The sequence below is a fragment of the Streptomyces sp. NPDC046821 genome (genome assembly GCF_040645335.1).
Classification (GTDB): domain Bacteria; phylum Actinomycetota; class Actinomycetes; order Streptomycetales; family Streptomycetaceae; genus Streptomyces.
Genome location: NZ_JBEYYB010000009.1, coordinates 118,705 through 134,735, shown reverse-complemented (window position 1 = coordinate 134,735; position 16,031 = coordinate 118,705). Strand labels below are relative to the sequence as shown.

The 16,031-nt window shown below is 70.8% G+C and carries 35 protein-coding genes; 2 read left to right on the top strand and 33 right to left on the bottom strand.

Translation table 11 applies throughout. The features are described 5' to 3' along the window. Positions 1-16: 16 nt before the first annotated feature. From ABZ893_RS19620 to ABZ893_RS19460, 33 genes are all read right to left on the bottom strand, one after another. On the bottom strand, positions 17-193 hold the full coding sequence (locus tag ABZ893_RS19620) for a hypothetical protein (RefSeq protein ID WP_361404982.1): 177 nt from the start codon (positions 191-193) through the stop codon (positions 17-19). Further along, a complete protein-coding gene (locus ABZ893_RS19615) occupies positions 190-981 on the bottom strand; it encodes a hypothetical protein (RefSeq protein WP_361404979.1) in 792 nt (263 codons plus the stop codon). Before ABZ893_RS19615 ends, ABZ893_RS19620 begins: the two co-directional genes overlap by 4 nt. Then, positions 981-1,289: a DUF6011 domain-containing protein gene (locus tag ABZ893_RS19610; protein WP_361404976.1), complete on the bottom strand. Its 309-nt coding sequence runs from the start codon at positions 1,287-1,289 to the stop codon at positions 981-983. The genes ABZ893_RS19615 and ABZ893_RS19610 overlap by 1 nt, the downstream gene beginning before the upstream one ends. After that, a complete protein-coding gene (locus ABZ893_RS19605) occupies positions 1,289-1,480 on the bottom strand; it encodes a hypothetical protein (RefSeq protein WP_361404973.1) in 192 nt (63 codons plus the stop codon). Before ABZ893_RS19605 ends, ABZ893_RS19610 begins: the two co-directional genes overlap by 1 nt. Next, entirely contained in the window at positions 1,477-1,764 is a 288-nt protein-coding gene (locus tag ABZ893_RS19600; RefSeq protein WP_361404970.1) for a hypothetical protein, read from the bottom strand. The genes ABZ893_RS19605 and ABZ893_RS19600 overlap by 4 nt, the downstream gene beginning before the upstream one ends. Positions 1,765-1,784: 20 nt before the next feature. Continuing rightward, positions 1,785-2,057 carry a hypothetical protein gene (locus ABZ893_RS19595; RefSeq protein ID WP_361404967.1) on the bottom strand — a complete coding sequence of 91 codons (273 nt, stop codon included), beginning with the start codon at positions 2,055-2,057 and terminating at the stop codon, positions 1,785-1,787. Continuing rightward, positions 2,054-3,439 carry a hypothetical protein gene (locus ABZ893_RS19590; RefSeq protein WP_361404964.1) on the bottom strand — a complete coding sequence of 462 codons (1,386 nt, stop codon included), beginning with the start codon at positions 3,437-3,439 and terminating at the stop codon, positions 2,054-2,056. The genes ABZ893_RS19595 and ABZ893_RS19590 overlap by 4 nt, the downstream gene beginning before the upstream one ends. A 77-nt stretch (positions 3,440-3,516) precedes the next feature. Beyond that, positions 3,517-3,990: an NUDIX hydrolase gene (locus ABZ893_RS19585; RefSeq protein ID WP_361404962.1), complete on the bottom strand. Its 474-nt coding sequence runs from the start codon at positions 3,988-3,990 to the stop codon at positions 3,517-3,519. Between the two features lie 29 nt (positions 3,991-4,019). After that, a complete protein-coding gene (locus tag ABZ893_RS19580) occupies positions 4,020-4,226 on the bottom strand; it encodes a hypothetical protein (protein WP_361404959.1) in 207 nt (68 codons plus the stop codon). Further along, on the bottom strand, positions 4,223-4,423 hold the full coding sequence (locus tag ABZ893_RS19575) for a hypothetical protein (RefSeq protein WP_361404956.1): 201 nt from the start codon (positions 4,421-4,423) through the stop codon (positions 4,223-4,225). The genes ABZ893_RS19580 and ABZ893_RS19575 overlap by 4 nt, the downstream gene beginning before the upstream one ends. A gap of 17 nt (positions 4,424-4,440) precedes the next feature. Further along, complete coding sequence (locus ABZ893_RS19570) at positions 4,441-4,848, bottom strand: hypothetical protein (protein WP_361404953.1); 408 nt, start codon at positions 4,846-4,848, stop codon at positions 4,441-4,443. Between the two features lie 20 nt (positions 4,849-4,868). After that, complete coding sequence (locus ABZ893_RS19565) at positions 4,869-5,681, bottom strand: hypothetical protein (RefSeq protein WP_361404950.1); 813 nt, start codon at positions 5,679-5,681, stop codon at positions 4,869-4,871. Beyond that, the gene (locus ABZ893_RS19560; RefSeq protein WP_361404947.1) at positions 5,678-6,322 is read right to left on the bottom strand and encodes a hypothetical protein; all 645 of its coding nucleotides are present in this window, start codon (positions 6,320-6,322) and stop codon (positions 5,678-5,680) included. Before ABZ893_RS19560 ends, ABZ893_RS19565 begins: the two co-directional genes overlap by 4 nt. Then, positions 6,319-7,308: a mucin-2 gene (locus ABZ893_RS19555; RefSeq protein WP_361404944.1), complete on the bottom strand. Its 990-nt coding sequence runs from the start codon at positions 7,306-7,308 to the stop codon at positions 6,319-6,321. Before ABZ893_RS19555 ends, ABZ893_RS19560 begins: the two co-directional genes overlap by 4 nt. Before the next feature lie 51 nt (positions 7,309-7,359). Then, positions 7,360-7,710: a WhiB family transcriptional regulator gene (locus ABZ893_RS19550; RefSeq protein ID WP_361404941.1), complete on the bottom strand. Its 351-nt coding sequence runs from the start codon at positions 7,708-7,710 to the stop codon at positions 7,360-7,362. Continuing rightward, positions 7,707-7,931 carry a WhiB family transcriptional regulator gene (locus tag ABZ893_RS19545; RefSeq protein WP_361405774.1) on the bottom strand — a complete coding sequence of 75 codons (225 nt, stop codon included), beginning with the start codon at positions 7,929-7,931 and terminating at the stop codon, positions 7,707-7,709. The genes ABZ893_RS19550 and ABZ893_RS19545 overlap by 4 nt, the downstream gene beginning before the upstream one ends. 17 nt (positions 7,932-7,948) lie before the next feature. Then, the gene (locus ABZ893_RS19540; RefSeq protein ID WP_361404938.1) at positions 7,949-8,194 is read right to left on the bottom strand and encodes a hypothetical protein; all 246 of its coding nucleotides are present in this window, start codon (positions 8,192-8,194) and stop codon (positions 7,949-7,951) included. After that, positions 8,191-8,562 carry a hypothetical protein gene (locus ABZ893_RS19535; protein ID WP_361404935.1) on the bottom strand — a complete coding sequence of 124 codons (372 nt, stop codon included), beginning with the start codon at positions 8,560-8,562 and terminating at the stop codon, positions 8,191-8,193. Before ABZ893_RS19535 ends, ABZ893_RS19540 begins: the two co-directional genes overlap by 4 nt. Beyond that, positions 8,559-8,990, bottom strand: a complete 432-nt coding sequence (locus ABZ893_RS19530; RefSeq protein ID WP_361404932.1) for a hypothetical protein — start codon at positions 8,988-8,990, stop codon at positions 8,559-8,561. Before ABZ893_RS19530 ends, ABZ893_RS19535 begins: the two co-directional genes overlap by 4 nt. 17 nt (positions 8,991-9,007) lie before the next feature. Next, positions 9,008-9,829 (bottom strand): recombinase RecT, encoded by an 822-nt coding sequence (locus ABZ893_RS19525; RefSeq protein ID WP_361404930.1) that lies wholly within the window; start codon positions 9,827-9,829, stop codon positions 9,008-9,010. Next, entirely contained in the window at positions 9,826-10,719 is an 894-nt protein-coding gene (locus tag ABZ893_RS19520; protein ID WP_361404923.1) for a lambda-exonuclease family protein, read from the bottom strand. The genes ABZ893_RS19525 and ABZ893_RS19520 overlap by 4 nt, the downstream gene beginning before the upstream one ends. After that, positions 10,716-10,967 (bottom strand): hypothetical protein, encoded by a 252-nt coding sequence (locus ABZ893_RS19515; protein WP_361404920.1) that lies wholly within the window; start codon positions 10,965-10,967, stop codon positions 10,716-10,718. Before ABZ893_RS19515 ends, ABZ893_RS19520 begins: the two co-directional genes overlap by 4 nt. A gap of 65 nt (positions 10,968-11,032) precedes the next feature. Further along, positions 11,033-11,422 carry a hypothetical protein gene (locus ABZ893_RS19510; protein WP_361404917.1) on the bottom strand — a complete coding sequence of 130 codons (390 nt, stop codon included), beginning with the start codon at positions 11,420-11,422 and terminating at the stop codon, positions 11,033-11,035. Then, the gene (locus ABZ893_RS19505) at positions 11,419-11,760 is read right to left on the bottom strand and encodes a hypothetical protein (protein ID WP_361404914.1); all 342 of its coding nucleotides are present in this window, start codon (positions 11,758-11,760) and stop codon (positions 11,419-11,421) included. The genes ABZ893_RS19510 and ABZ893_RS19505 overlap by 4 nt, the downstream gene beginning before the upstream one ends. Further along, on the bottom strand, positions 11,757-12,323 hold the full coding sequence (locus tag ABZ893_RS19500) for a hypothetical protein (protein ID WP_361404911.1): 567 nt from the start codon (positions 12,321-12,323) through the stop codon (positions 11,757-11,759). Before ABZ893_RS19500 ends, ABZ893_RS19505 begins: the two co-directional genes overlap by 4 nt. Further along, positions 12,320-12,688 carry a hypothetical protein gene (locus ABZ893_RS19495; RefSeq protein WP_361404908.1) on the bottom strand — a complete coding sequence of 123 codons (369 nt, stop codon included), beginning with the start codon at positions 12,686-12,688 and terminating at the stop codon, positions 12,320-12,322. Before ABZ893_RS19495 ends, ABZ893_RS19500 begins: the two co-directional genes overlap by 4 nt. Further along, entirely contained in the window at positions 12,685-12,834 is a 150-nt protein-coding gene (locus tag ABZ893_RS19490) for a hypothetical protein (protein WP_361404905.1), read from the bottom strand. The genes ABZ893_RS19495 and ABZ893_RS19490 overlap by 4 nt, the downstream gene beginning before the upstream one ends. Then, positions 12,831-13,121: a hypothetical protein gene (locus ABZ893_RS19485; RefSeq protein WP_361404902.1), complete on the bottom strand. Its 291-nt coding sequence runs from the start codon at positions 13,119-13,121 to the stop codon at positions 12,831-12,833. The genes ABZ893_RS19490 and ABZ893_RS19485 overlap by 4 nt, the downstream gene beginning before the upstream one ends. Beyond that, on the bottom strand, positions 13,115-13,306 hold the full coding sequence (locus ABZ893_RS19480; protein ID WP_361404899.1) for a hypothetical protein: 192 nt from the start codon (positions 13,304-13,306) through the stop codon (positions 13,115-13,117). The genes ABZ893_RS19485 and ABZ893_RS19480 overlap by 7 nt, the downstream gene beginning before the upstream one ends. Then, a complete protein-coding gene (locus tag ABZ893_RS19475; protein ID WP_361404896.1) occupies positions 13,290-13,631 on the bottom strand; it encodes a hypothetical protein in 342 nt (113 codons plus the stop codon). Before ABZ893_RS19475 ends, ABZ893_RS19480 begins: the two co-directional genes overlap by 17 nt. Beyond that, positions 13,628-14,197 carry a hypothetical protein gene (locus tag ABZ893_RS19470; RefSeq protein WP_361404893.1) on the bottom strand — a complete coding sequence of 190 codons (570 nt, stop codon included), beginning with the start codon at positions 14,195-14,197 and terminating at the stop codon, positions 13,628-13,630. Before ABZ893_RS19470 ends, ABZ893_RS19475 begins: the two co-directional genes overlap by 4 nt. A 96-nt stretch (positions 14,198-14,293) precedes the next feature. Beyond that, positions 14,294-14,584, bottom strand: coding sequence for a hypothetical protein (locus ABZ893_RS19465; RefSeq protein WP_361404890.1), 291 nt, complete (start codon positions 14,582-14,584; stop codon positions 14,294-14,296). Continuing rightward, positions 14,581-14,787 carry a helix-turn-helix transcriptional regulator gene (locus tag ABZ893_RS19460; RefSeq protein ID WP_361404887.1) on the bottom strand — a complete coding sequence of 69 codons (207 nt, stop codon included), beginning with the start codon at positions 14,785-14,787 and terminating at the stop codon, positions 14,581-14,583. The genes ABZ893_RS19465 and ABZ893_RS19460 overlap by 4 nt, the downstream gene beginning before the upstream one ends. 215 nt (positions 14,788-15,002) lie before the next feature. Here ABZ893_RS19460 and ABZ893_RS19455 point away from each other — a divergent pair, with 215 nt between their 5' ends. Then, positions 15,003-15,521 carry a helix-turn-helix domain-containing protein gene (locus ABZ893_RS19455; protein ID WP_361404884.1) on the top strand — a complete coding sequence of 173 codons (519 nt, stop codon included), beginning with the start codon at positions 15,003-15,005 and terminating at the stop codon, positions 15,519-15,521. Positions 15,522-15,612: 91 nt separating this feature from the next. After that, positions 15,613-16,020: a hypothetical protein gene (locus ABZ893_RS19450; RefSeq protein ID WP_361404881.1), complete on the top strand. Its 408-nt coding sequence runs from the start codon at positions 15,613-15,615 to the stop codon at positions 16,018-16,020. Positions 16,021-16,031: the final 11 nt, after the last annotated feature.

The window sequence follows — 16,031 nt, the reverse complement described above, 5'->3', positions numbered from 1 at the left end:
CGCCGCCCCGGGGCGGCTACTTGGGGTCGCGGGTGAGGAGGTGGATGCCGCCGATCGTGGCGGCTGCAAGGACTAGGGCGATCGCGATGCCGACGAGGGCCTCGGCGAGCTGGCCGGCGAGGACGGCGAACGTTAGGAACGTGGCGGGAACCAGCGACAGCAGCGCCCATCCGGCGATACGGCGCGCGCTCATCGGCCCTCCCCCGCCTGCTGCGCCTCGCCCCACTTGACGCACTCACACAGGCCGTCCGCGTTCACCTGGACGCATGTACAGGTCGGGTCCGAGCAGCACGGCGGCTCCTGCTGCTGCGCCTCATCGGCCATGCGGCGGAGGTCGTCCTCGGCGATCTGGTCGGCCATGCGGCGGAGCGTCTCGATGGCCTCGGTCCAGGCGGCGGGTGCGGAGACGAGGGAGTCGACCGGTCCGAGCACGGCGAGCCCATTGGCGGCCTCGCGCAGCACGGCCGCCCGGTCGGCGGGCGCGGGGAGGACGGCCAGGGCGGCGGCGGCACGCCGGTGGTAGTCATCGATCACGCCGCTGGGCTGGCTGTCCTGACCAGGCCCCCACGTGAGGCCGTCTGCGGTGGCGAGCGCTTCGGCAATGCGATCGCGGAGGGGGCAGCCGTCGGCGTGGCGGTCGAATCGGCGCGGGCAACCGCAGGAATGGCACGGGTCGGCGGATGCCAACGGCGCGGTGGTCTCGGCGCGGGCGCGGCGGAGCAGCTCGTCGAGCGCGCCCTTCGTGCCCGGATAGCCCTTTGCGACCACGAAGTTCCGCAGGTGCTCCGTCGGCAGCTCGGTCTCGCAGGTAAGGCCGCAGAACGCGTGCTCGCCCTCAGCGTGGGCCCGTTCGGTCTCCTCGCGGTCGGCGCGCTCCTCGTCAGTCTCGACAGGCTGGGCCGGGGCTGGGTCGTGGGACTCGCCGGTCATGCAGGCGATGCACGGGTCCGTGCACCCAGCGGCGGTCGGGTCGGTGGTCATCAGAGGCTCCAGAGGGTGGGTTGGTGCTCCCGGAGCGGGAGTTCGGCCTGTCCGTCGATGACGGGGATGGCTGTGGTGGGTGGTGCGACCGGGGTTCGTCGGGCGGGTGTGTCGCCGCGTAGTCGCCTCCAGCACGTCGGGCCGAGGCCGCGCGCCCGAGAGACCGGATCGGTCAGCAGACGGCCACACACGCACGTTCGTGGACCCGTTCCGACCGGCGGCGGGGAGTCGCCCGGCAGCAGCACGTCCACGACCAGGCGGCCCCGATGTGTGCGGACTGTGGGCGGGTTGTTGTTCCACTCGGCCATCAGGCGGCGGTCTGGTGGACGGGCTGCAGGGGATAGGTCGGCTCGAGGTGGTCGATCGCGGTCTCGAGGTCGGCTGCGATGGCGTGCCACTCGTTGGCCTGACTGCTGCCGGGCCGTTGGCCGGCGGCGACGTAGAGGGCTTCGACGACGCGGTCGGCGGTGGCGAGGTCGGGGAGGTCGATGCGGATCACGCGAGGGTTCCTTTCGCGTCTTCGATGCGGCGGTCGTGGACGTCGGTCCGGGGCGTTCCGTCGTCGTGGCAGGGGACGCCTGGGGTGGTCTGGCATTCGGGGCAGCAGGCGACGAGGACGGCCCAGGCGGATATGCGGGACGGGTGGGGCTTGTCGAGGGTTCGGCCGTTGACGCGGACGATGCACGACTGGTGAGGGCGGGCGCGGCAATGCTCGTTGGGGCAGGGCACGGACCGGGCGGGGTGCGCTTTGGCCCGCAGGATGTGCCGGATGCTGGCCGGCATCGGGGCGCCTTGGTGACGGCTCACGAGTCCTCCAGGGCGAGTTGGCCGGCGGCCTCGGTGGCGTGTAGGGCGCCTGCAACGGCGGCCCACATGGTGGCGGCGGCCGCGGCGCGTTGCTGCCGGGCGTCGGCGGCGTCGGCGTCCGCGCGGTGTTCGGCTGCGTGGTGCTGGTTGTTCCGCAGCGTGGCGAAGTGGGCGGCCTTCTTCCGGCAGTCGGCGGCGGCGTCCGCTGCTGCGTCGGCCTTGGCGGCCCACTCGGCTGCCTTCAACGCGGCATCTCGGGCGGTGGTCATGCCGTCTCCTCGGGCTCGGCGCGCTCCTCGGCGCGGTCGGGTCCGGCGAGCGCGGCACGGAGGGCGGCGGCGCGCTCGGGGGCGAGCTCCAGCCAGTACGGCTCACGCGCCGGGCCGGAGAGCATGACGGCGGTGGTGTCGTCGTCGCCGTACATGACGTCGTCGAGTCCCCACCGAAGCTGGACCGGCTCCTGCTCTGCGGGCTCGGCGCGCGGGCTGTTCGGCTGCTGCGGGTGGCAGATGGTGTAACCGCCGGGCAGGTGAACCCAGTTGTCGCGAGCGGGGCCGCCCATGTTCGGCTCGCTGCGGTTCTCGATCTCGCGCCGACAGTTCGCGCACTCGGCGACGCGCGGCGCCTCGAGCTCGGCCTGCTGCGCCTCGTCGGCCATGCGGCGGAGCGCTTCGGCGGCTTCCCGCATGCCGTCGGCCGCGTCCGGATTCGGAGGCTTCGGGAGGGCGGCGATCGCGTGGTACGCCTCGCGGAGCACGGCGGCCCGGTCGACGGGCGCGGTGCCCTTGCCGCGCTCCAGGACGGTGGTCGCGGCGTCCGGCTCCGGGCAGCCGATGAGCGAGCACGTCACGTACCCGCCGTCGCCGAGGAACAGGCCGGCCGTGCCGCAGGCGGGGCAGCGACCCTTGACGAGCGGCAGGCCGGCCGCGAGCGGCGCGGTGGACGCGGGCGTCGCGGTCTGGTCCGCGGGCGTGGGCGTGCCGGTCTGGTCCACCGTGCGGCGGACGGCGGCCCGGTAGCGGCGGACCTTCGCCACCGTCGCGGCATCCCATCCGTGGTCGGCGGCGATCTCCTCCATGGCGCCGTGCACGCACGTCTCGTCGTGCTCGGTCTTCTCGCAGTCCCAGCCGAGGAAGATGGCGTACAGCCAGGCGTCGGCGTAGTGCTGCCCCATGTCGCGGCGGCTCGTGGCGAGCAGGCGGGCGATGCCCTCGAACATCGGCGCCAGCTCGGCGGGAGCGTCGGCGGGCGCGAGGATGGCCTTCATGGTGTGCAGGGCGATCTGGTTGCGCTGCCGGACCATTTCGTCCCGCTCAGCGCGGATCCTCTGGATCTCGGCAGTCTGGTCGACGGGCTTCGGGAGGACGGCCAGCACCGCGTCGGCGAGGTCGCCGCGGCGCATGTCCATCCGGTAGTCGGCCTCTTCGAGCGCCTGGGCGATGCGGGCGCGGAGGTCCCCGCCAGCAGACGCCGGGACAGCGCGCTGGGCGAGCGTCTCCGTCTGGTAGGCGTCGAGCAGCTGCTCCGCCTCGTCGACAGGACGCGGCGCCGGACACGCGGCGCGCCCGGTCAGCAGGTTGAGGATCCGCTGGCGGGCGGTGAGTCGAGGCTCCGAGTACGACCGGTAGTCGAACGGCTGGTCGGCGGTCATGTCGTCTCCGGGGTGTCGTGTGGTGGACTGGTCGGGCCGGCCGCCCCTGTTACGAGCAGGGGCGGCCGTGCGCGTGGTCACGGGGTGGGCCGGCTGTCGAGGTCAGCGATCCATGCGGCGCACACTGCGGAGACCTGCACCAGCTCGGCGCGCAGCTTGGCGCGGTACTTCTCCGCGAGGGCTTCCCGGACCTCCTCGAACAGGACGTGGCACCAAGTCCCGTAGCCCGCACCGAATGCGTCCTCGCACTCCGCGCGTGCCAGGTCGGCGGCCTGCCGCTGGTGCACGCTGCCGGTGCCGTCGGGGTGGCGCTGGTCGCCGAACTTGGCGATCTGCCGCTGCCGTTCGGCGTCGAGATCGACCATGTGCCGGGCCAGGCCCGGGGTGTCGGGGAGCTCACTGCCCATGTACGCGGCGGTGTTGAGGATCAGCTGCTGGATGAGGTCGACGGCGCCTTCAGGGGTGCCGAGTCGGACGGGCGTCTGCTGAACGGTGTCGGCGATGACGCGGGCGAGCGGCGCCAAGGTGGAGAGATCCGGCGTGATGGTCATGTGCTGCTCCTTCGTGGAATGTTGGCGAGTCACGGGGTGGGCTTGCAGGCGGGACACAGGTCGACCAGCCGGCCACCGCGGCGACGGCGAGCCCAGCCGTCGAACCGGCCGTCCGCTCGGACCTGCGCGGCCGTCAGCGACGCGAAGCGCGCGCGGACAGCGGCGGACTCGGGGCAGTCCCGGGACCCGTCTGGCCCGTCGCAGGCGATCTCGACGCCGAGGGTGTGCGCGGTCACTGCGGGCCCTCGCAGCGCTGCATCTCCGCGTAGCAGCCGTTACACATGTCGACGACGCCGCCGTCCTGGTAGCCCATGTCGACGGACACGAGGGTGTTCTCGTCGTCGCAGGTGCACGGGTCAGGGGTGTCGGCCTGGCGCGGGTAGCCGTCGGCCTCGTCGAGCTCGATCGCGTTCATGTCGGGGCGGTAAGTCATGGGGTTCTCCTTGGTGATCACGGGATGGTGGCGAAGAGGTCGAGTTGCTCGGGCTGCGCCTGGAGCCGCTCGTACTCGGCGCGGCGGAGCGTCAGCCGCTCCTCGCGGCAGCAGGTGCAGCAGCCCCACGGGTCGACCTGCTGGCCGGCGGGCTGGAGGCGGCCCCACTCCTCAGCCCACGGGCGGCCGTCCTCAGTGATGCCGGTGAGGATCGTGGCGCCGAGGGTGGCGATGGCCCAGCCGCGGAACCCGGTGCGGCGGAACCCGGGTACCTCGCCCTGGTAGCCGTGCATCTGGACGGGGTCGCCGAGCTGGTAGGGGCAGTGCGGGCGGATCGGGCTGCCCTTGGCGGTGGCGAACGCCTCGGCCAGGTGCGGCGGGATGTGGTCCGGGACGGGGTGCCGGGGCGGTGGGGGCGCAGGCATGGTGTGCTCCTTCATGGTGGTCAGGCGGCGTCGTTGTCGGCGGCGCAGAGTTGTTTGCGGGCGCGGCGGGCTTCGGCTCGGGCTTCGCAGCAGGGCGGGCAGACCGGCACTCCGATGCGGTAGTGCACTGCGGCGCCAGCGGGGGTCCCGCAGACGCCGGTCCACTCGGGGACGGCGGCGGGGTCGTCGATGGTGTCCTCGTCCCACGCGCCGACGGGCGCCCAGCCGCGGTCGGCGGCGTAGCGGCGGGCCCGGTTGATGCCGCCCTCGGTGGCGCCGTAGGCCGCCGGGTCGGCGTTCCAGCGGGCGGCGTACAGGTCGCGCATCTCGCGGGCCCGGCGGGCGAGGACGTTCGGGCGGAGGAGCATGGCGCCGAAGTTGCGGGGCAACATGCCGATCGCGACGGCGAGATGGTGCTGGGGCCAGCCGACGGCGACCAGGGCGTGAGCGCGCCGCTGGGTGCCCAGCGGGTTGATGAGCGTGGACGGGGCGAGGTTGTCCAAGGTGGGCTCGACGGCCAGGACTGCGGCGGCGAGCTCGGGGCGGACCTTCTCCTGCGGCCCGGTGCCGCGCTCGGGCCGCCCGTTGAGTACGGCGTTGAGTCGCTGGCGGTCGACGCCGGCAGCAGCGGCGATGGCACGCAGGCCCATGTCGCAGGACTGAAGGTTGCGGAGATGGGCGCGGACGGGTTCGGCGTCGGTCCAGGGCTGCCAGGTACCGAGGCGCATGGCCTGCTCGCGGGCGTCGTTGTACTGGGCGACGGCCCAACCGCAGGTGTAGCAGCGGCAGCCGTCGAGCCGGTACCTGGAGTATCCGTGCGGACGGTCAGTCATGCGGTGGGCTCCGTCATCTGCTCGAGCTGGTGGAGGTAGCCGGCACGGCGCGCTTCGACGTCGTCGGCCTGGACGGTGGTCTCGCCCTTCGCCGCGGTTCGGCGGGCGGAGTGCGGGCCACGCTCGCGGGGCGAACGCCCGTCACGAGCGGGGGCCTTGCAAGGGCGGCCGATGGCGGCCTTGCAGGTGGGGCACTCGACTCCGAGCGGGCCCGGCCGGCGGACCTGGGTGACGGTGTCGGCGTAGTCCGCGAGGAGCTGGTCGCCGAGGGACTCGACGAGTTCAGCGACCGGCCTGCGGTGGAGTGACTGCCCGTCGCCCGCACGGGTGCGCTGGCCGCGGATCGCGGCGAGGTAGGCCTTCACGTCGTCGGGGTCCGCATCCGGGACCTCGGCGCACAGGCCAGGCCCCTGGAAGTCAGTGGCGGCCGTGGCGCGTTGGGCGCGGATCTCGTCGATGATCTCGGCGGGGCTGACGAAGGGCTGCCGGCGGGCGACGGCTGCGGCGGCGGCGCGACAGTCGTCGAGGCGGTAGTCGCCGATGAGGTCGTGCCAGGCGTCGGGCGTGTACTCGTCGAACTTCTGCTGCGGGCAGAGGGCGCGCACGTAGCGGCAGAGCATGGTGGATTCCTGGTTGTTCACGCGGTGCCTCCTTGGGCGTCGCGGGCTTTCGCTCGGGCCAGGGCGCGGTCGGCCCAGTCGTCGGTGTCCTGCTGCTGGCGGGATTTGCCGAGGGCGAGGACTTCGCCGCCTTGGTGGGCGGGGAGGCGATCAATCGGGCCGTCAGGCGTTCCGGCGGGGACGTCGGGGAGGGAGCGCCAGCCGGGGAGGAAGTAGCGGCCGGCGCGGGGCCGGGTGCGGGAGCCGTGCCAGCTGGCGGCGGCGGAGGCGACGAGGGCGGGGATGCCGCAGCGGGCGATGAGCGCCTCGATGAGGAACCACTCGCCAGGCTTGAGGTCCCAGCCGACGACCATCCCGTTGGCGGTGAGGGCCTCGACGAGGGGCTGGCTGGCGGCCGGGATGCGGGGCCGATCGCCGATGCGGGCGAGCTCTCCGCCGTAGCTAGCTTGTTCCCCCGTCTCCGTAGGAGACGGGGGGTCGGGTCGGGTCGGGTTAACGCGCGCGCGCGAGGTCCCGAGGGAGTCCGCAGGGGACACATCTTCCTGACCTGCGAACTCGTCTGAGAATCGCGTTTCTTTCGTCCGCGAATCGTCTTCGATTCCGTCTCGATTCGGGCCCGAATCGCGCTCGTTTCCACCGCGATTCGGCCGCGATTCACTTCCGGACCGCTGCTTCCGCTTCTTCTCGGCGGCCCGCTCCCGCTCCGTCGTGACCTTCTCGCGGCTCGGGTTGTACACGAGGTAGTCGTGGATGACGTAGTCGCCGGAGTCGGGCTGCGGGCAGCGCGCGCAGCCGTGGCCGGCCGGGTGCCACAGCCCCGCCTTCACGAGCCTCGCGAGTTGCGGAGCGGTGGCTGTGGTCTTCACGAAGTGGGCGTGCACCATGCCGTCGGTGAGGTACTGCGCGGCGTAGGAGCCGCCGAGTGTCCAGAGACCGATCGCGGCCGTGCCCGCCCCGCGCAGCTTGGGGTGGGTGTGGGCCGTGTCGTCGACCTTGAACCAGGACATCGGGCTTCTTTCGGCTGGTGCTGGCGTGGGAAGTGCGGATTCGTGCGCGGGTCACTGCTGGGGGCTGGCCCGAGCGGGTGCGGGCTCAGACGCCGGTGCGGCGCTGGCGGCTGATCGCTTCTGTCGTGCGGCACGTCGGCGGAGCGCCTCGCGTTCCTTCGGGGTGTGACCGCCCCAGATGCCGTCGGCGATGTACGCCTCCTGGGCCCACTGGAGGCAGTGCTCCCGGACGGGGCAGCGGCGGCAGACGGCCTTGGCCTCGTTGGCCTTGGCCAGCTCGAGGGACGTGGTGCCGACAGGGAAGAAGGTCTCCGGGTCGTAGCCGGTGCAGCTGGCGAGGTGCCGCCAGTCGTCGCGCCGGACGATGGCAGCGACGAGCTCGGTGAGAGTGGGCCCGGTCATGCCGCGCGCCCCTCAGCGGCCTTGGCCCGGGACACGCCGGCCTGGCCACCCCACAGGCCGTGGCGGAGGCTGTGGGACACCGTCCCCTCGAAGCGCTGGGCGTGCTCACCGCACTCCTCCTGGACCGGGCACGCGGCGCAGACCCGCTTCGGCCGGCTGTAGCTGCCCTTCTCCGGGAAGAAGATCTCGGGGTCGGTCTGGGCGCACAGCGCTGCGTCCATCCATTCGAAGCTGGCGGTCACGAGTCCCCCTTGTTGATCGGGTCGTTGGTGGCGGCGAGGATGAGTTCGCATTCGTCCTGGAGGGCGAGGTCGCATCCGGGTTCGGTCTCGCGTCGGAGGGCGGCGATGCGGAGGTTGGCCTCGGCGAGGATCGCGTCGCGCGGGTCCGGCTCGCGGAGCGCGGCGAGCAGCTGGCGGGTGCAGTAGGCGGCGCCGCAGGCCCCGGCGAGGATCACGGAGATCGCGATGAGGTCGCCGATCACGCCGCCGCCTCCGTCTGGGGCGAGGCGCTGCCGGTCCACTGCTTGCAGATGGACTTGTGGACGGTGGCCCTCTTGGACTTCACGAACCCGGCCTCCTCGATGAGGCCGGCGCGGGCCGCGGCGTTGAACGCTGCGCCCCAGCGGGCGGTGTGGTCCGGCTCGTCGACGAGGCCCTCGGCGATCAGGTCGGCGGCCTGGAACGGGACGCCTCGGCGGGCCATGACCTCGATCGCGGCCCGGCAGGCGGTCGCCCAGTCGACGTCCGTGTTCTCGGTGGCGCGCGCGATGCCGACCTGCTTCGCCGCCTCGCCAGCCGCCTGGTCGACGACGCCCTGCACCGGCTCCGGGAACTGGAGTTGCTGGGTCATGACGCACCCCCGTCCTGGGGCGCAAGGTCGGCGTCATCTGCAAGGTCGTCCGGCAGGTCGCCGGTGCAGAGCACGTGCCGGATCGCTCGGGCTGCGTTGCGGTAGGCGACGGCGCGGTCGTGCTCGGTTCGCCCGGACAGGGACAGCGGGTCCTCAGACATCCACTGCGGGTGGCGAGGAGCTTGCGCAACGATCTCTTCGAGCTTCTCGGCGAGGGTGTTGAGGGAACTAATGGTCGCGCTGGGGTCGTCCCCGCCGCCGTCCCACTGGTTGGCGACATGGCGCAGGACGTAAGCGGCGCCAGGCTGGCTCATGCCGTTGGCAACGGCCTCGATCTCGACGCCGCCTTCGGTCTTGCCGGGGCGGATGACGACGAAGGCGAGCGCGTCCGTGCCGTCGACGGCGGTCATGGTGACGTTGTTGTTCATGGCTGAGGTCTCCTAGATCAGTCGTCGACGAACTCGGCGTCGATGGGGCTGTCGTCGTAGTCGTCGTCGACCGTCCCGGCGGCCGGCGCGGGGATGGTGACGGGCAGGGGCTCGGGGCGCTGTTCGCTGTCGACGACGGCTTGGGCGCGGATCTGCTCGCGCATGTACTCGGCGCTGGTCGGCACCCACTTGGCGAGGCGATGTGCTGCGGTCTTCAGCCACATCGCTTCCTCGTCGGTGTTCCACGGCGACCAGTCCTTGTCGGCGCTGTCGGACTTGGCGCGGGCCTTGGCGATGTGGCCCTTGTTGAGGACGACGACCTTGCTTGTGGCGCCGTCCTTCATGACGGCGTAGGCGTAGGCGAGGCGGAGCTGGCCGCGGTCTTCGGCGTCCCAGTCGATGTCGTGGATGGGCCGCTCGTCGCGGCCGGGCCGGAACTGGAACTGGTCGTTGCTATAGACGACTTCGACAATCACGGAGGAGACGGCGCCGGCCCGGTACATGAGCTCGATCTCGCCCTGGTAGCCGCGGACTCCCGTGACCTCGGTGCAGCGCTTCTTCTTGCTCCAGCGCGGGACGAGGTAGTACTGCTCGGTTCCCGGCTCCAGGCCGAGGCGTCCGGCGTCCATGAGGACGGCGATGAACTGGCCGACGTCGTTCTGCGCGGCTTCCATCAGCTTCGGGTCGCGGCGGAGCAGGCCCTGGGTGTTGCGGATCCACGCGCCGACGCGCTGCTGGAGGTGGCTGGGCATGACGAGGGCGAGAGACTCGCGGTACTTCTCCACGACCGCAGCGGGCCCGTTGTCGCGCTTCTCGATGGCCTTGCTGATCTCGCTCATGGGGCGTGGCTCCTGGCGGGCTGGAGGGCGAGCGTGGCGCCCTCTGCGGTGACGGTGCGGTAGGCGATGCGGCGGCCGCTGTGGACGGCCCATCGGCCGGTGCCGAGGGCGTCGAGGATCTGGCCTCGGGCTCGGGTGAGTTCGCGGTCGGCGGCCTTGTTGTTCTGCTGGGCGATCTCGTAGTCAGCGGCCTGCTCGGCGGAGATCTCGACGTCGACGTCGTCGCGGCCTTCGTGCTGCAGTCGGATCGTCTGGTACGTGGCGTCGGATCCGTCGATGGGCGGGCGCTCGTCACGACGGACGGTGTCGAGGAACGTCTCGGCGGCGTCGCGCAGCGTCTTCGCGTCGGTCTCGTCGTACTCGACGACGTACTCGCGGTAGTCGCAGCCGCCGACGAGAAGCGCGACGTGGCAGAGGTCGAGACCGAGCGTGTCGAGCTGCCACTGGATCTGACACCGGTAGTAGACGGGCAACTCGTCGCTTCCGGAGGGGCCCCAGTTCTCCCCGAGCGGAGACGTCTTCACCTCGAGGAGCGCGACGGTGCGGCCGTGCTGGGTGAGGCGCCGGTCGGGGGTAGCGCGCTGCCACTCGCGGTCGACATGTCGCCACGTGCCGGTCGTCTCGACGCCGAAGTCGGAGTGTTCGTCCGCCCACTTGAGGGCGACGGCGGGCTCCAGGCGGACGCCCCATTCCATCGCCGGGTCGGCGGTGAACGGCGGGTGCGGCAGGCCGGCCTTCTTGTGCCAGAGGCTGAACGCGGACTGCCACGGAGATAGGCCGACTACGGCGGCGACCTCCGTGCCGGTGATGCACAGGCCGGCGCGGGCTTCCTCCCACTCCGGGGTGCCCGGCTCGAACGTGCCGAGCAGCACGCCAGTCGGTGCGCTCACGCCTCGCCCCCGACGGCGATGGCCTGGAGCGTGGTGATTCCCGCTTCGTCGTACTTGGCGAGGCGGACCGCAGCAGCCTCGACGGGGTACGCGCTGGCGATCTTCGAGGTGTTCTGCTCGTCGGCGTAGGCGAGGAGCTCGAGCAGCTTCTGGGTGAACGTGCCGGGCCGGAAGCCACCGTCACGGCCGAAGACCCACAGGACGTGGCGAGCTGTATCCGTTGTGATGGTGGGTTCGGTGGTGCTCATGCTGTTCTCCGAACGGTTGGGGCGCCAGGCGGGCGAGAGGGGTCACCGCCCGCCTGGCGAGCGGGTTACGCGACGGCCGGGTTGAAGGCGGCGCGAAGGGTGCGGACGTTGACGCCGGCGGGCACAGTGGCCTTGTCGTCGGAGTCGATGTCGCGGGGTACGGGCGGCACCGTGATCCGGTTACGGTTCGCGTCGGCCGCTTTGAGAGCGCGGAGCTGTTCCTCGAGCTGGCTCGCCTTGTCCTCGGCGGCCTGCCGCAGCTGGCGTTCCACGGACACGTCGACCGCGTCCGCGCGCAGCTGCTCGTTCTCGTTGCCGAGCGCAATGACCTTCTGGTCGAGGCCGCGGATCACTCCGTCGAGACGAAGCACCTCAGCGCGGGCCGCGTCACGGTCGTGGGCCAGCTGCTGGCGCGTGTAGCGGTGAAGGCCGGTAGCGGCGAGCGGGTTCCTCATGACGCACCGCCCGTCGCTGCGGCGTCGAGCGTCTGCTGCGTGGTATCGCCCTTGCCGTGCGGGCAGCGGGCGGCGAGGTCGACATCGGCGCGGTAGCGGTCCCAGCTCATGAGCTCCATGCGGTAGCCCTGTCGCCGGTACTTGTCGCGCTCGCGCTTCGTCGGGTAGTGCTCTCGCCACGCCTGCTCCTCGGTGGCGAATGCTTCGTCACCGAACGCTGCGGTCATCGCCCCGCAAGGGCAACCACAGGGCGCCCACGTGATCCACGTGCAGTTCGTCAACGGGTGCGTCTGGCCGTCGATCTGGACCAGCAGCTGCGGTCCCGTGATGGCGCTCATGCGGCCACCGCCTCGGCGTGCACGGGGGTCTCGCGAAACTCGCGCCTCGGTCGACCGAGACCGGAGATCCGCCACTCGATCGGGCCGTGGCACTTCCGGTACGGGTCGTGGATCCAGGACCGCCGGAACGCCTCCTTGCCGCAGTCCGGGCACGCGATGAGCGGGCCGACCTTGGCGACGGCGCGGTTCGGCTTGAACGCCGCCTGGCGCTGCCACTGGTCCGGCCGCTCGAACTCCAGGCCGCCATCGATTACGTCGGCGTCCCGGAGGGGGATGTCGCAGTAGTCGTTGGCCCAGTAGGTCAGCGCCTTGTCCTCGCTCTCGGCATCCACCCAGAGGACACGGGTGATGGTCTCGGTGACGATGACCGGGTAGCTGCGCTCCTCGATCCCCCACGCGTTCGCGGGGATTGCGTCCTCAAGCAACTCGTGCACGTCCCAGTCCGGCTCGGCCGGCTCGGGACGGGGCCAGCGGTCGCCCAGGTATGTGTGGTCGCCGCTGTGCTCGATGTCGCGGTCACAGGCCCGCCAGGTGTCGCCGGGCTTCACCTCTCCGCACTTCATGCGGCACCCCCGACGGCGGGGATCTTGCTGAGGGTGGTGCGCTGCTCGTCGCTGAGGTCGACCAGGTCGCCGCGCTGCGGGTCGTAGCCGAACAGGATGACCGAGCCGTGGAGCCAGTAGCTGAGCTGCTCCCCGCGGAGCGCCGAGACGAACGCGGTGGCCGGCCCGTTCACCGGGGACCCGTTGAGCGCACTGAACTCGTGGACGGCCAGGCTGACCGCGGACTCGACGGTGCCGTAGTGCCCGAACTCGACCGGGCCGTCGAGCTCGCGGCGCAGGGTGTCGTGAAGGTTGTGGGCTGCGACGATGATGTCGCGCTGTGTGCCGTCCGGTTCGAGCCGTACTCCGTGCAGGTCGTTCGTCATGACGGGTCCCCCTGGGCGGTGTTGGTCTGCTGCTCGGTGGCGGCCATGCGGCGGTCGAAGTCGTCGAGCGACTCGGTGAACCCGTCACGCAGCGAGGCGGCGTAGTCCGGGTCGAGCGCCGGCAGTTCCGGCGTGGGCGTGCTCACGCGTGAACCTCCTGCCGGATCGCGTCGAGGAACTCGTCATTGCGGCGGACACGGCAGGGCAGGCACACGCAGCGGGCACTGTGGCCCTGGCTGGCGTGGATGCGGGCTGCAGCGAGTGCCTCGATCTGCGCGGCGACGACGATGGGGTCGGACAGGTCGCGACGCCAGTGCTCGACGTCGTCGCCGTGCGCGATGCTCGCGAGGGTGCCCATGAACTGGCCCATGAAGCGCGGAGGGTTGTCCGACTGCTTCGCGCGGATCTCGGCCTTGTCGTAGATGCTCAGCATCCGGGCACCCCCTGCGCGGCGTACCGGGCGTAGACCTCGCCGTTCGCGTCGTAGAACAACGCCCTCGTCTCGGGGCCCCAGGTGGCGAGGTCCTGGCCGAACGCGCGCCGGAACGCGGAGTCCACGAGCAGCAGCTCGTCCTCGACGATGTCCGCGAGCGGCCGCTCGTCAGTGGGAGTCGCCATGCGGCTCACCGTCCTCGCGGAGCTTGGCGACCTTCTCCTCGTTGAGCGTCCACTCCTGGCGGACGACGTCCCACGAGGCGAAACGGGACAGGTTCGACCAGTAGTGGTGCCGGTCCTGGTGGTGGTACATCTCGGCCGGCGCGGCCTTGAGCCAGCGGCGGATGATCTCTGACCCGACGTGGCGGACGATCTCGCCAGCGGCGACGTCGCCGTGCAGTGCCGGGTTGGCCTGCGCGACGTGCCACAGCATGGCGAGGTGCGAGTCCGGGTGAGACGCCAGTCGGTCGGTGTCGATCTCGATGCTGATCGTCTGCTGCGTCTTCACTCGTCGGCCTCCTCGTCGTGCTCGGAGGCGACCTCAAGCGGCGTCACGACGTAGCCAGTGCCACGGATCAAGCTGCCAGTCTCGGCAGGGGTGAAGTGCAGCTCGTACACGGCGTCTTCACCGATGTCGTCTGCCCACCAGCTCATGTTCCGGATGGAGCCAGCGGGCTCCTCCTGCCGGACCATGGCCTCGCAGTGCGCGCGGGCGGCGGCCTGGGTGGCGTAGTGGCCGAGGGTGATGCCGGCGTCCTGGTGCTCGGCTCGGTAGACCGTGGTGGGCGCGGCCTCCAGCTCGGCGACCCGGGCTTCGGTGTCGAGCAGGCGGCGCAACACCGGGGCCATGCGCTCGCCCATGTACGCCACGAGGTTGAAGCAGTAGAGGTCTTCCCACTCCGGGTGCTCGTGCTCGCGGACGTTGGCCGTGGCCTGGGCCAGGGTGGCGAGGACCTCCGGGCCGACGGGCTTAGCGTCCCCCAGGGCCGCGGCGACGGCTTCGCGCTGCACGGGCGACAGAGGGGAAAGGCTTTCCGGCTGTTTCAGCCGGGGGGTCTGGGATGATGTGGACACGGTCCACGCTCCTGTTCTGCAGGTTCGACTCGTGTGGATCGCGAGGTCGTCCCGGACTTGGCGGTTACGGGGCGGCCTCATTGCCGTTCGGCTCGACTACGCGGCGGTCGCGGTCTTGGCGCGTGCCGGCTTCGAGAACGGCGCGACCGTGTAGCGCCGCGAGAGCGCGACGATCTGCAGGCCGGTCAGGTAGTTGTCGCGGCCGTTGAAGACGTACTCGATCTCTCGGCGGGCGATCAGGTCAGCCAGCGTCCGGCCCGAGAAGGGCGACCACTGGGCGGCCTCGTAAGGCGTGTAGTGGAAGAGCTCGCCCTCGGGAGTGGTGGGGGCGGGCAGGTTCTCTCTGATCTCGGGAGTGCGCTTGTGCGCGGCCCTTGGGGCTGTCACGGCTTCTCCTCGTGGGTGATGTCAGCAGGGGTGACACCCAGCGCGTCCGCGAGGCGACGAATGTTCTCGTCGCCCAGTCCCGCCTTGCCGTTCTGCACCAAGGAGAGATGTCCCTTGGAGATCCCGGTCAGGGAAGAGAGCTGAACAAGGCTCATTTTCAGAGCCTCCCGTCTGAAGCGGATAGCGCCGGAGTGCGGTCTCACGCATCACAAGCTAGCCGCCTGAGGCACGCCAGGCAAGCGCTAGCGCTACATCAATGCTCGTTTTCCGAGCTTCCTGCGCCCCAGGGGGCGCGCATTCACCCCTGGGACGAGTGCGCCCCATGAAACCCAAACGCTCCGTTTGTGAGCCAAAGCGCAGGTCAAAAGGCCGGAACCCGGCTAGGTGGTTGCATGGAATTAGTGCATGATGAGGAGCCATGGAACGAGACTGGGAACGGCTCGGCCGAGCGTTCGCCGACGCGCGAGAAGCGCTCGGCCTCACGCAGGTCCAGGTGGCGGAGCGACTGCATGTCAGCCGCACTCCGATCCAGGCCATCGAGCGCGGCAGCCAGGGCAAGGGCAAGGCGTTCACCAAGGTGTCCAACACGATGCGCTCTTACGCGCGCCTCCTGGACTGGACCGACGACTCCCCCGACAACGTCCTCGCCGGGGGCGAGCCCACCCGCATTCCCGCAGCCGCCGCAGCGCCGGCGCCCGAGCGGCCGAAGTCCGACCTCCCGCCGGCGGTCGAGCTCGAACTCCGCTCAGGGCAGACGCTGGACAGCATGGTCATCCCGCTCGGGCCGGCCGACGAGGACACCCGAATCGTCGTGATCCTCAAGGGCGCTCAGGACATGACCGAGGAGGAACTCGACCGGCGGTGGCAGCAATACCGCAAGGCGCGCCGCCATCTGCAGGATGTCGCGAACGAGTCAGAAACCACACCAGACTCGTAAGAAAACTTTCATCCCAGTCGGCGCGTCCAGCCTCATTGTGTGCTTACATGCACAGACCGTCACCGAGGGGGGCACTGCTCGGATCGGGGAAATGAGCATGTGGGTCATGCAAGTTGAGCGTTCTGGTGGGGACCACTTCGCGCCGTTCATCGTCGACCACGCGACCGGCTGCACCTTCCACTTCCACGAGGAAGACATCACGGAAGAGGGCGCCGATTGGTTCTCGGCCGCGATGACCGAGCAGGCACGGCGCTGGGTACCACGAGCTCGAACCATGGCGCGGGGGAAGACAGTTCCCGTACAGATCGAGCGCGAGGACGACCTGCCGGAGCCTTTTGCGCTCCACCTCGAGGACAGCGCTGACGCCATCACCTACACCGTGGACGCAAGCGCCATCGAAGAGGATGCGGCTTCGGCAATCTCCCGCCAACTCACTGCGCGGTCGCCACACTGGCAGAGGGTCCCTGACGCCGAACGGGCCCTGAACCAGGCCGTGTAGCTGAGATCCAA

Coding starts and splice junctions, on each gene's coding strand:
- ABZ893_RS19585 (WP_361404962.1), bottom strand. CDS start 3,990: ATGACCATCACGCCGGATCTCTCCACCTTGGCGCCGCTCGCCCGCGTC.
- ABZ893_RS19510 (WP_361404917.1), bottom strand. CDS start 11,422: ATGAGGAACCCGCTCGCCGCTACCGGCCTTCACCGCTACACGCGCCAG.
- ABZ893_RS19615 (WP_361404979.1), bottom strand. CDS start 981: ATGACCACCGACCCGACCGCCGCTGGGTGCACGGACCCGTGCATCGCC.
- ABZ893_RS19535 (WP_361404935.1), bottom strand. CDS start 8,562: ATGACCCAGCAACTCCAGTTCCCGGAGCCGGTGCAGGGCGTCGTCGAC.
- ABZ893_RS19530 (WP_361404932.1), bottom strand. CDS start 8,990: ATGAACAACAACGTCACCATGACCGCCGTCGACGGCACGGACGCGCTC.
- ABZ893_RS19525 (WP_361404930.1), bottom strand. CDS start 9,829: ATGAGCGAGATCAGCAAGGCCATCGAGAAGCGCGACAACGGGCCCGCT.
- ABZ893_RS19515 (WP_361404920.1), bottom strand. CDS start 10,967: ATGAGCACCACCGAACCCACCATCACAACGGATACAGCTCGCCACGTC.
- ABZ893_RS19595 (WP_361404967.1), bottom strand. CDS start 2,057: ATGACCACCGCCCGAGATGCCGCGTTGAAGGCAGCCGAGTGGGCCGCC.
- ABZ893_RS19590 (WP_361404964.1), bottom strand. CDS start 3,439: ATGACCGCCGACCAGCCGTTCGACTACCGGTCGTACTCGGAGCCTCGA.
- ABZ893_RS19485 (WP_361404902.1), bottom strand. CDS start 13,121: ATGCTGAGCATCTACGACAAGGCCGAGATCCGCGCGAAGCAGTCGGAC.
- ABZ893_RS19570 (WP_361404953.1), bottom strand. CDS start 4,848: ATGCCTGCGCCCCCACCGCCCCGGCACCCCGTCCCGGACCACATCCCG.
- ABZ893_RS19545 (WP_361405774.1), bottom strand. CDS start 7,931: ATGGACGCAGCGCTGTGCGCCCAGACCGACCCCGAGATCTTCTTCCCG.
- ABZ893_RS19480 (WP_361404899.1), bottom strand. CDS start 13,306: ATGGCGACTCCCACTGACGAGCGGCCGCTCGCGGACATCGTCGAGGAC.
- ABZ893_RS19610 (WP_361404976.1), bottom strand. CDS start 1,289: ATGGCCGAGTGGAACAACAACCCGCCCACAGTCCGCACACATCGGGGC.
- ABZ893_RS19455 (WP_361404884.1), top strand. CDS start 15,003: ATGGAACGAGACTGGGAACGGCTCGGCCGAGCGTTCGCCGACGCGCGA.
- ABZ893_RS19575 (WP_361404956.1), bottom strand. CDS start 4,423: ATGACTTACCGCCCCGACATGAACGCGATCGAGCTCGACGAGGCCGAC.
- ABZ893_RS19500 (WP_361404911.1), bottom strand. CDS start 12,323: ATGAAGTGCGGAGAGGTGAAGCCCGGCGACACCTGGCGGGCCTGTGAC.
- ABZ893_RS19620 (WP_361404982.1), bottom strand. CDS start 193: ATGAGCGCGCGCCGTATCGCCGGATGGGCGCTGCTGTCGCTGGTTCCC.
- ABZ893_RS19495 (WP_361404908.1), bottom strand. CDS start 12,688: ATGACGAACGACCTGCACGGAGTACGGCTCGAACCGGACGGCACACAG.
- ABZ893_RS19550 (WP_361404941.1), bottom strand. CDS start 7,710: ATGACCGGGCCCACTCTCACCGAGCTCGTCGCTGCCATCGTCCGGCGC.
- ABZ893_RS19450 (WP_361404881.1), top strand. CDS start 15,613: ATGAGCATGTGGGTCATGCAAGTTGAGCGTTCTGGTGGGGACCACTTC.
- ABZ893_RS19555 (WP_361404944.1), bottom strand. CDS start 7,308: ATGTCCTGGTTCAAGGTCGACGACACGGCCCACACCCACCCCAAGCTG.
- ABZ893_RS19565 (WP_361404950.1), bottom strand. CDS start 5,681: ATGACTGACCGTCCGCACGGATACTCCAGGTACCGGCTCGACGGCTGC.
- ABZ893_RS19600 (WP_361404970.1), bottom strand. CDS start 1,764: ATGCCGGCCAGCATCCGGCACATCCTGCGGGCCAAAGCGCACCCCGCC.
- ABZ893_RS19505 (WP_361404914.1), bottom strand. CDS start 11,760: ATGAGCGCCATCACGGGACCGCAGCTGCTGGTCCAGATCGACGGCCAG.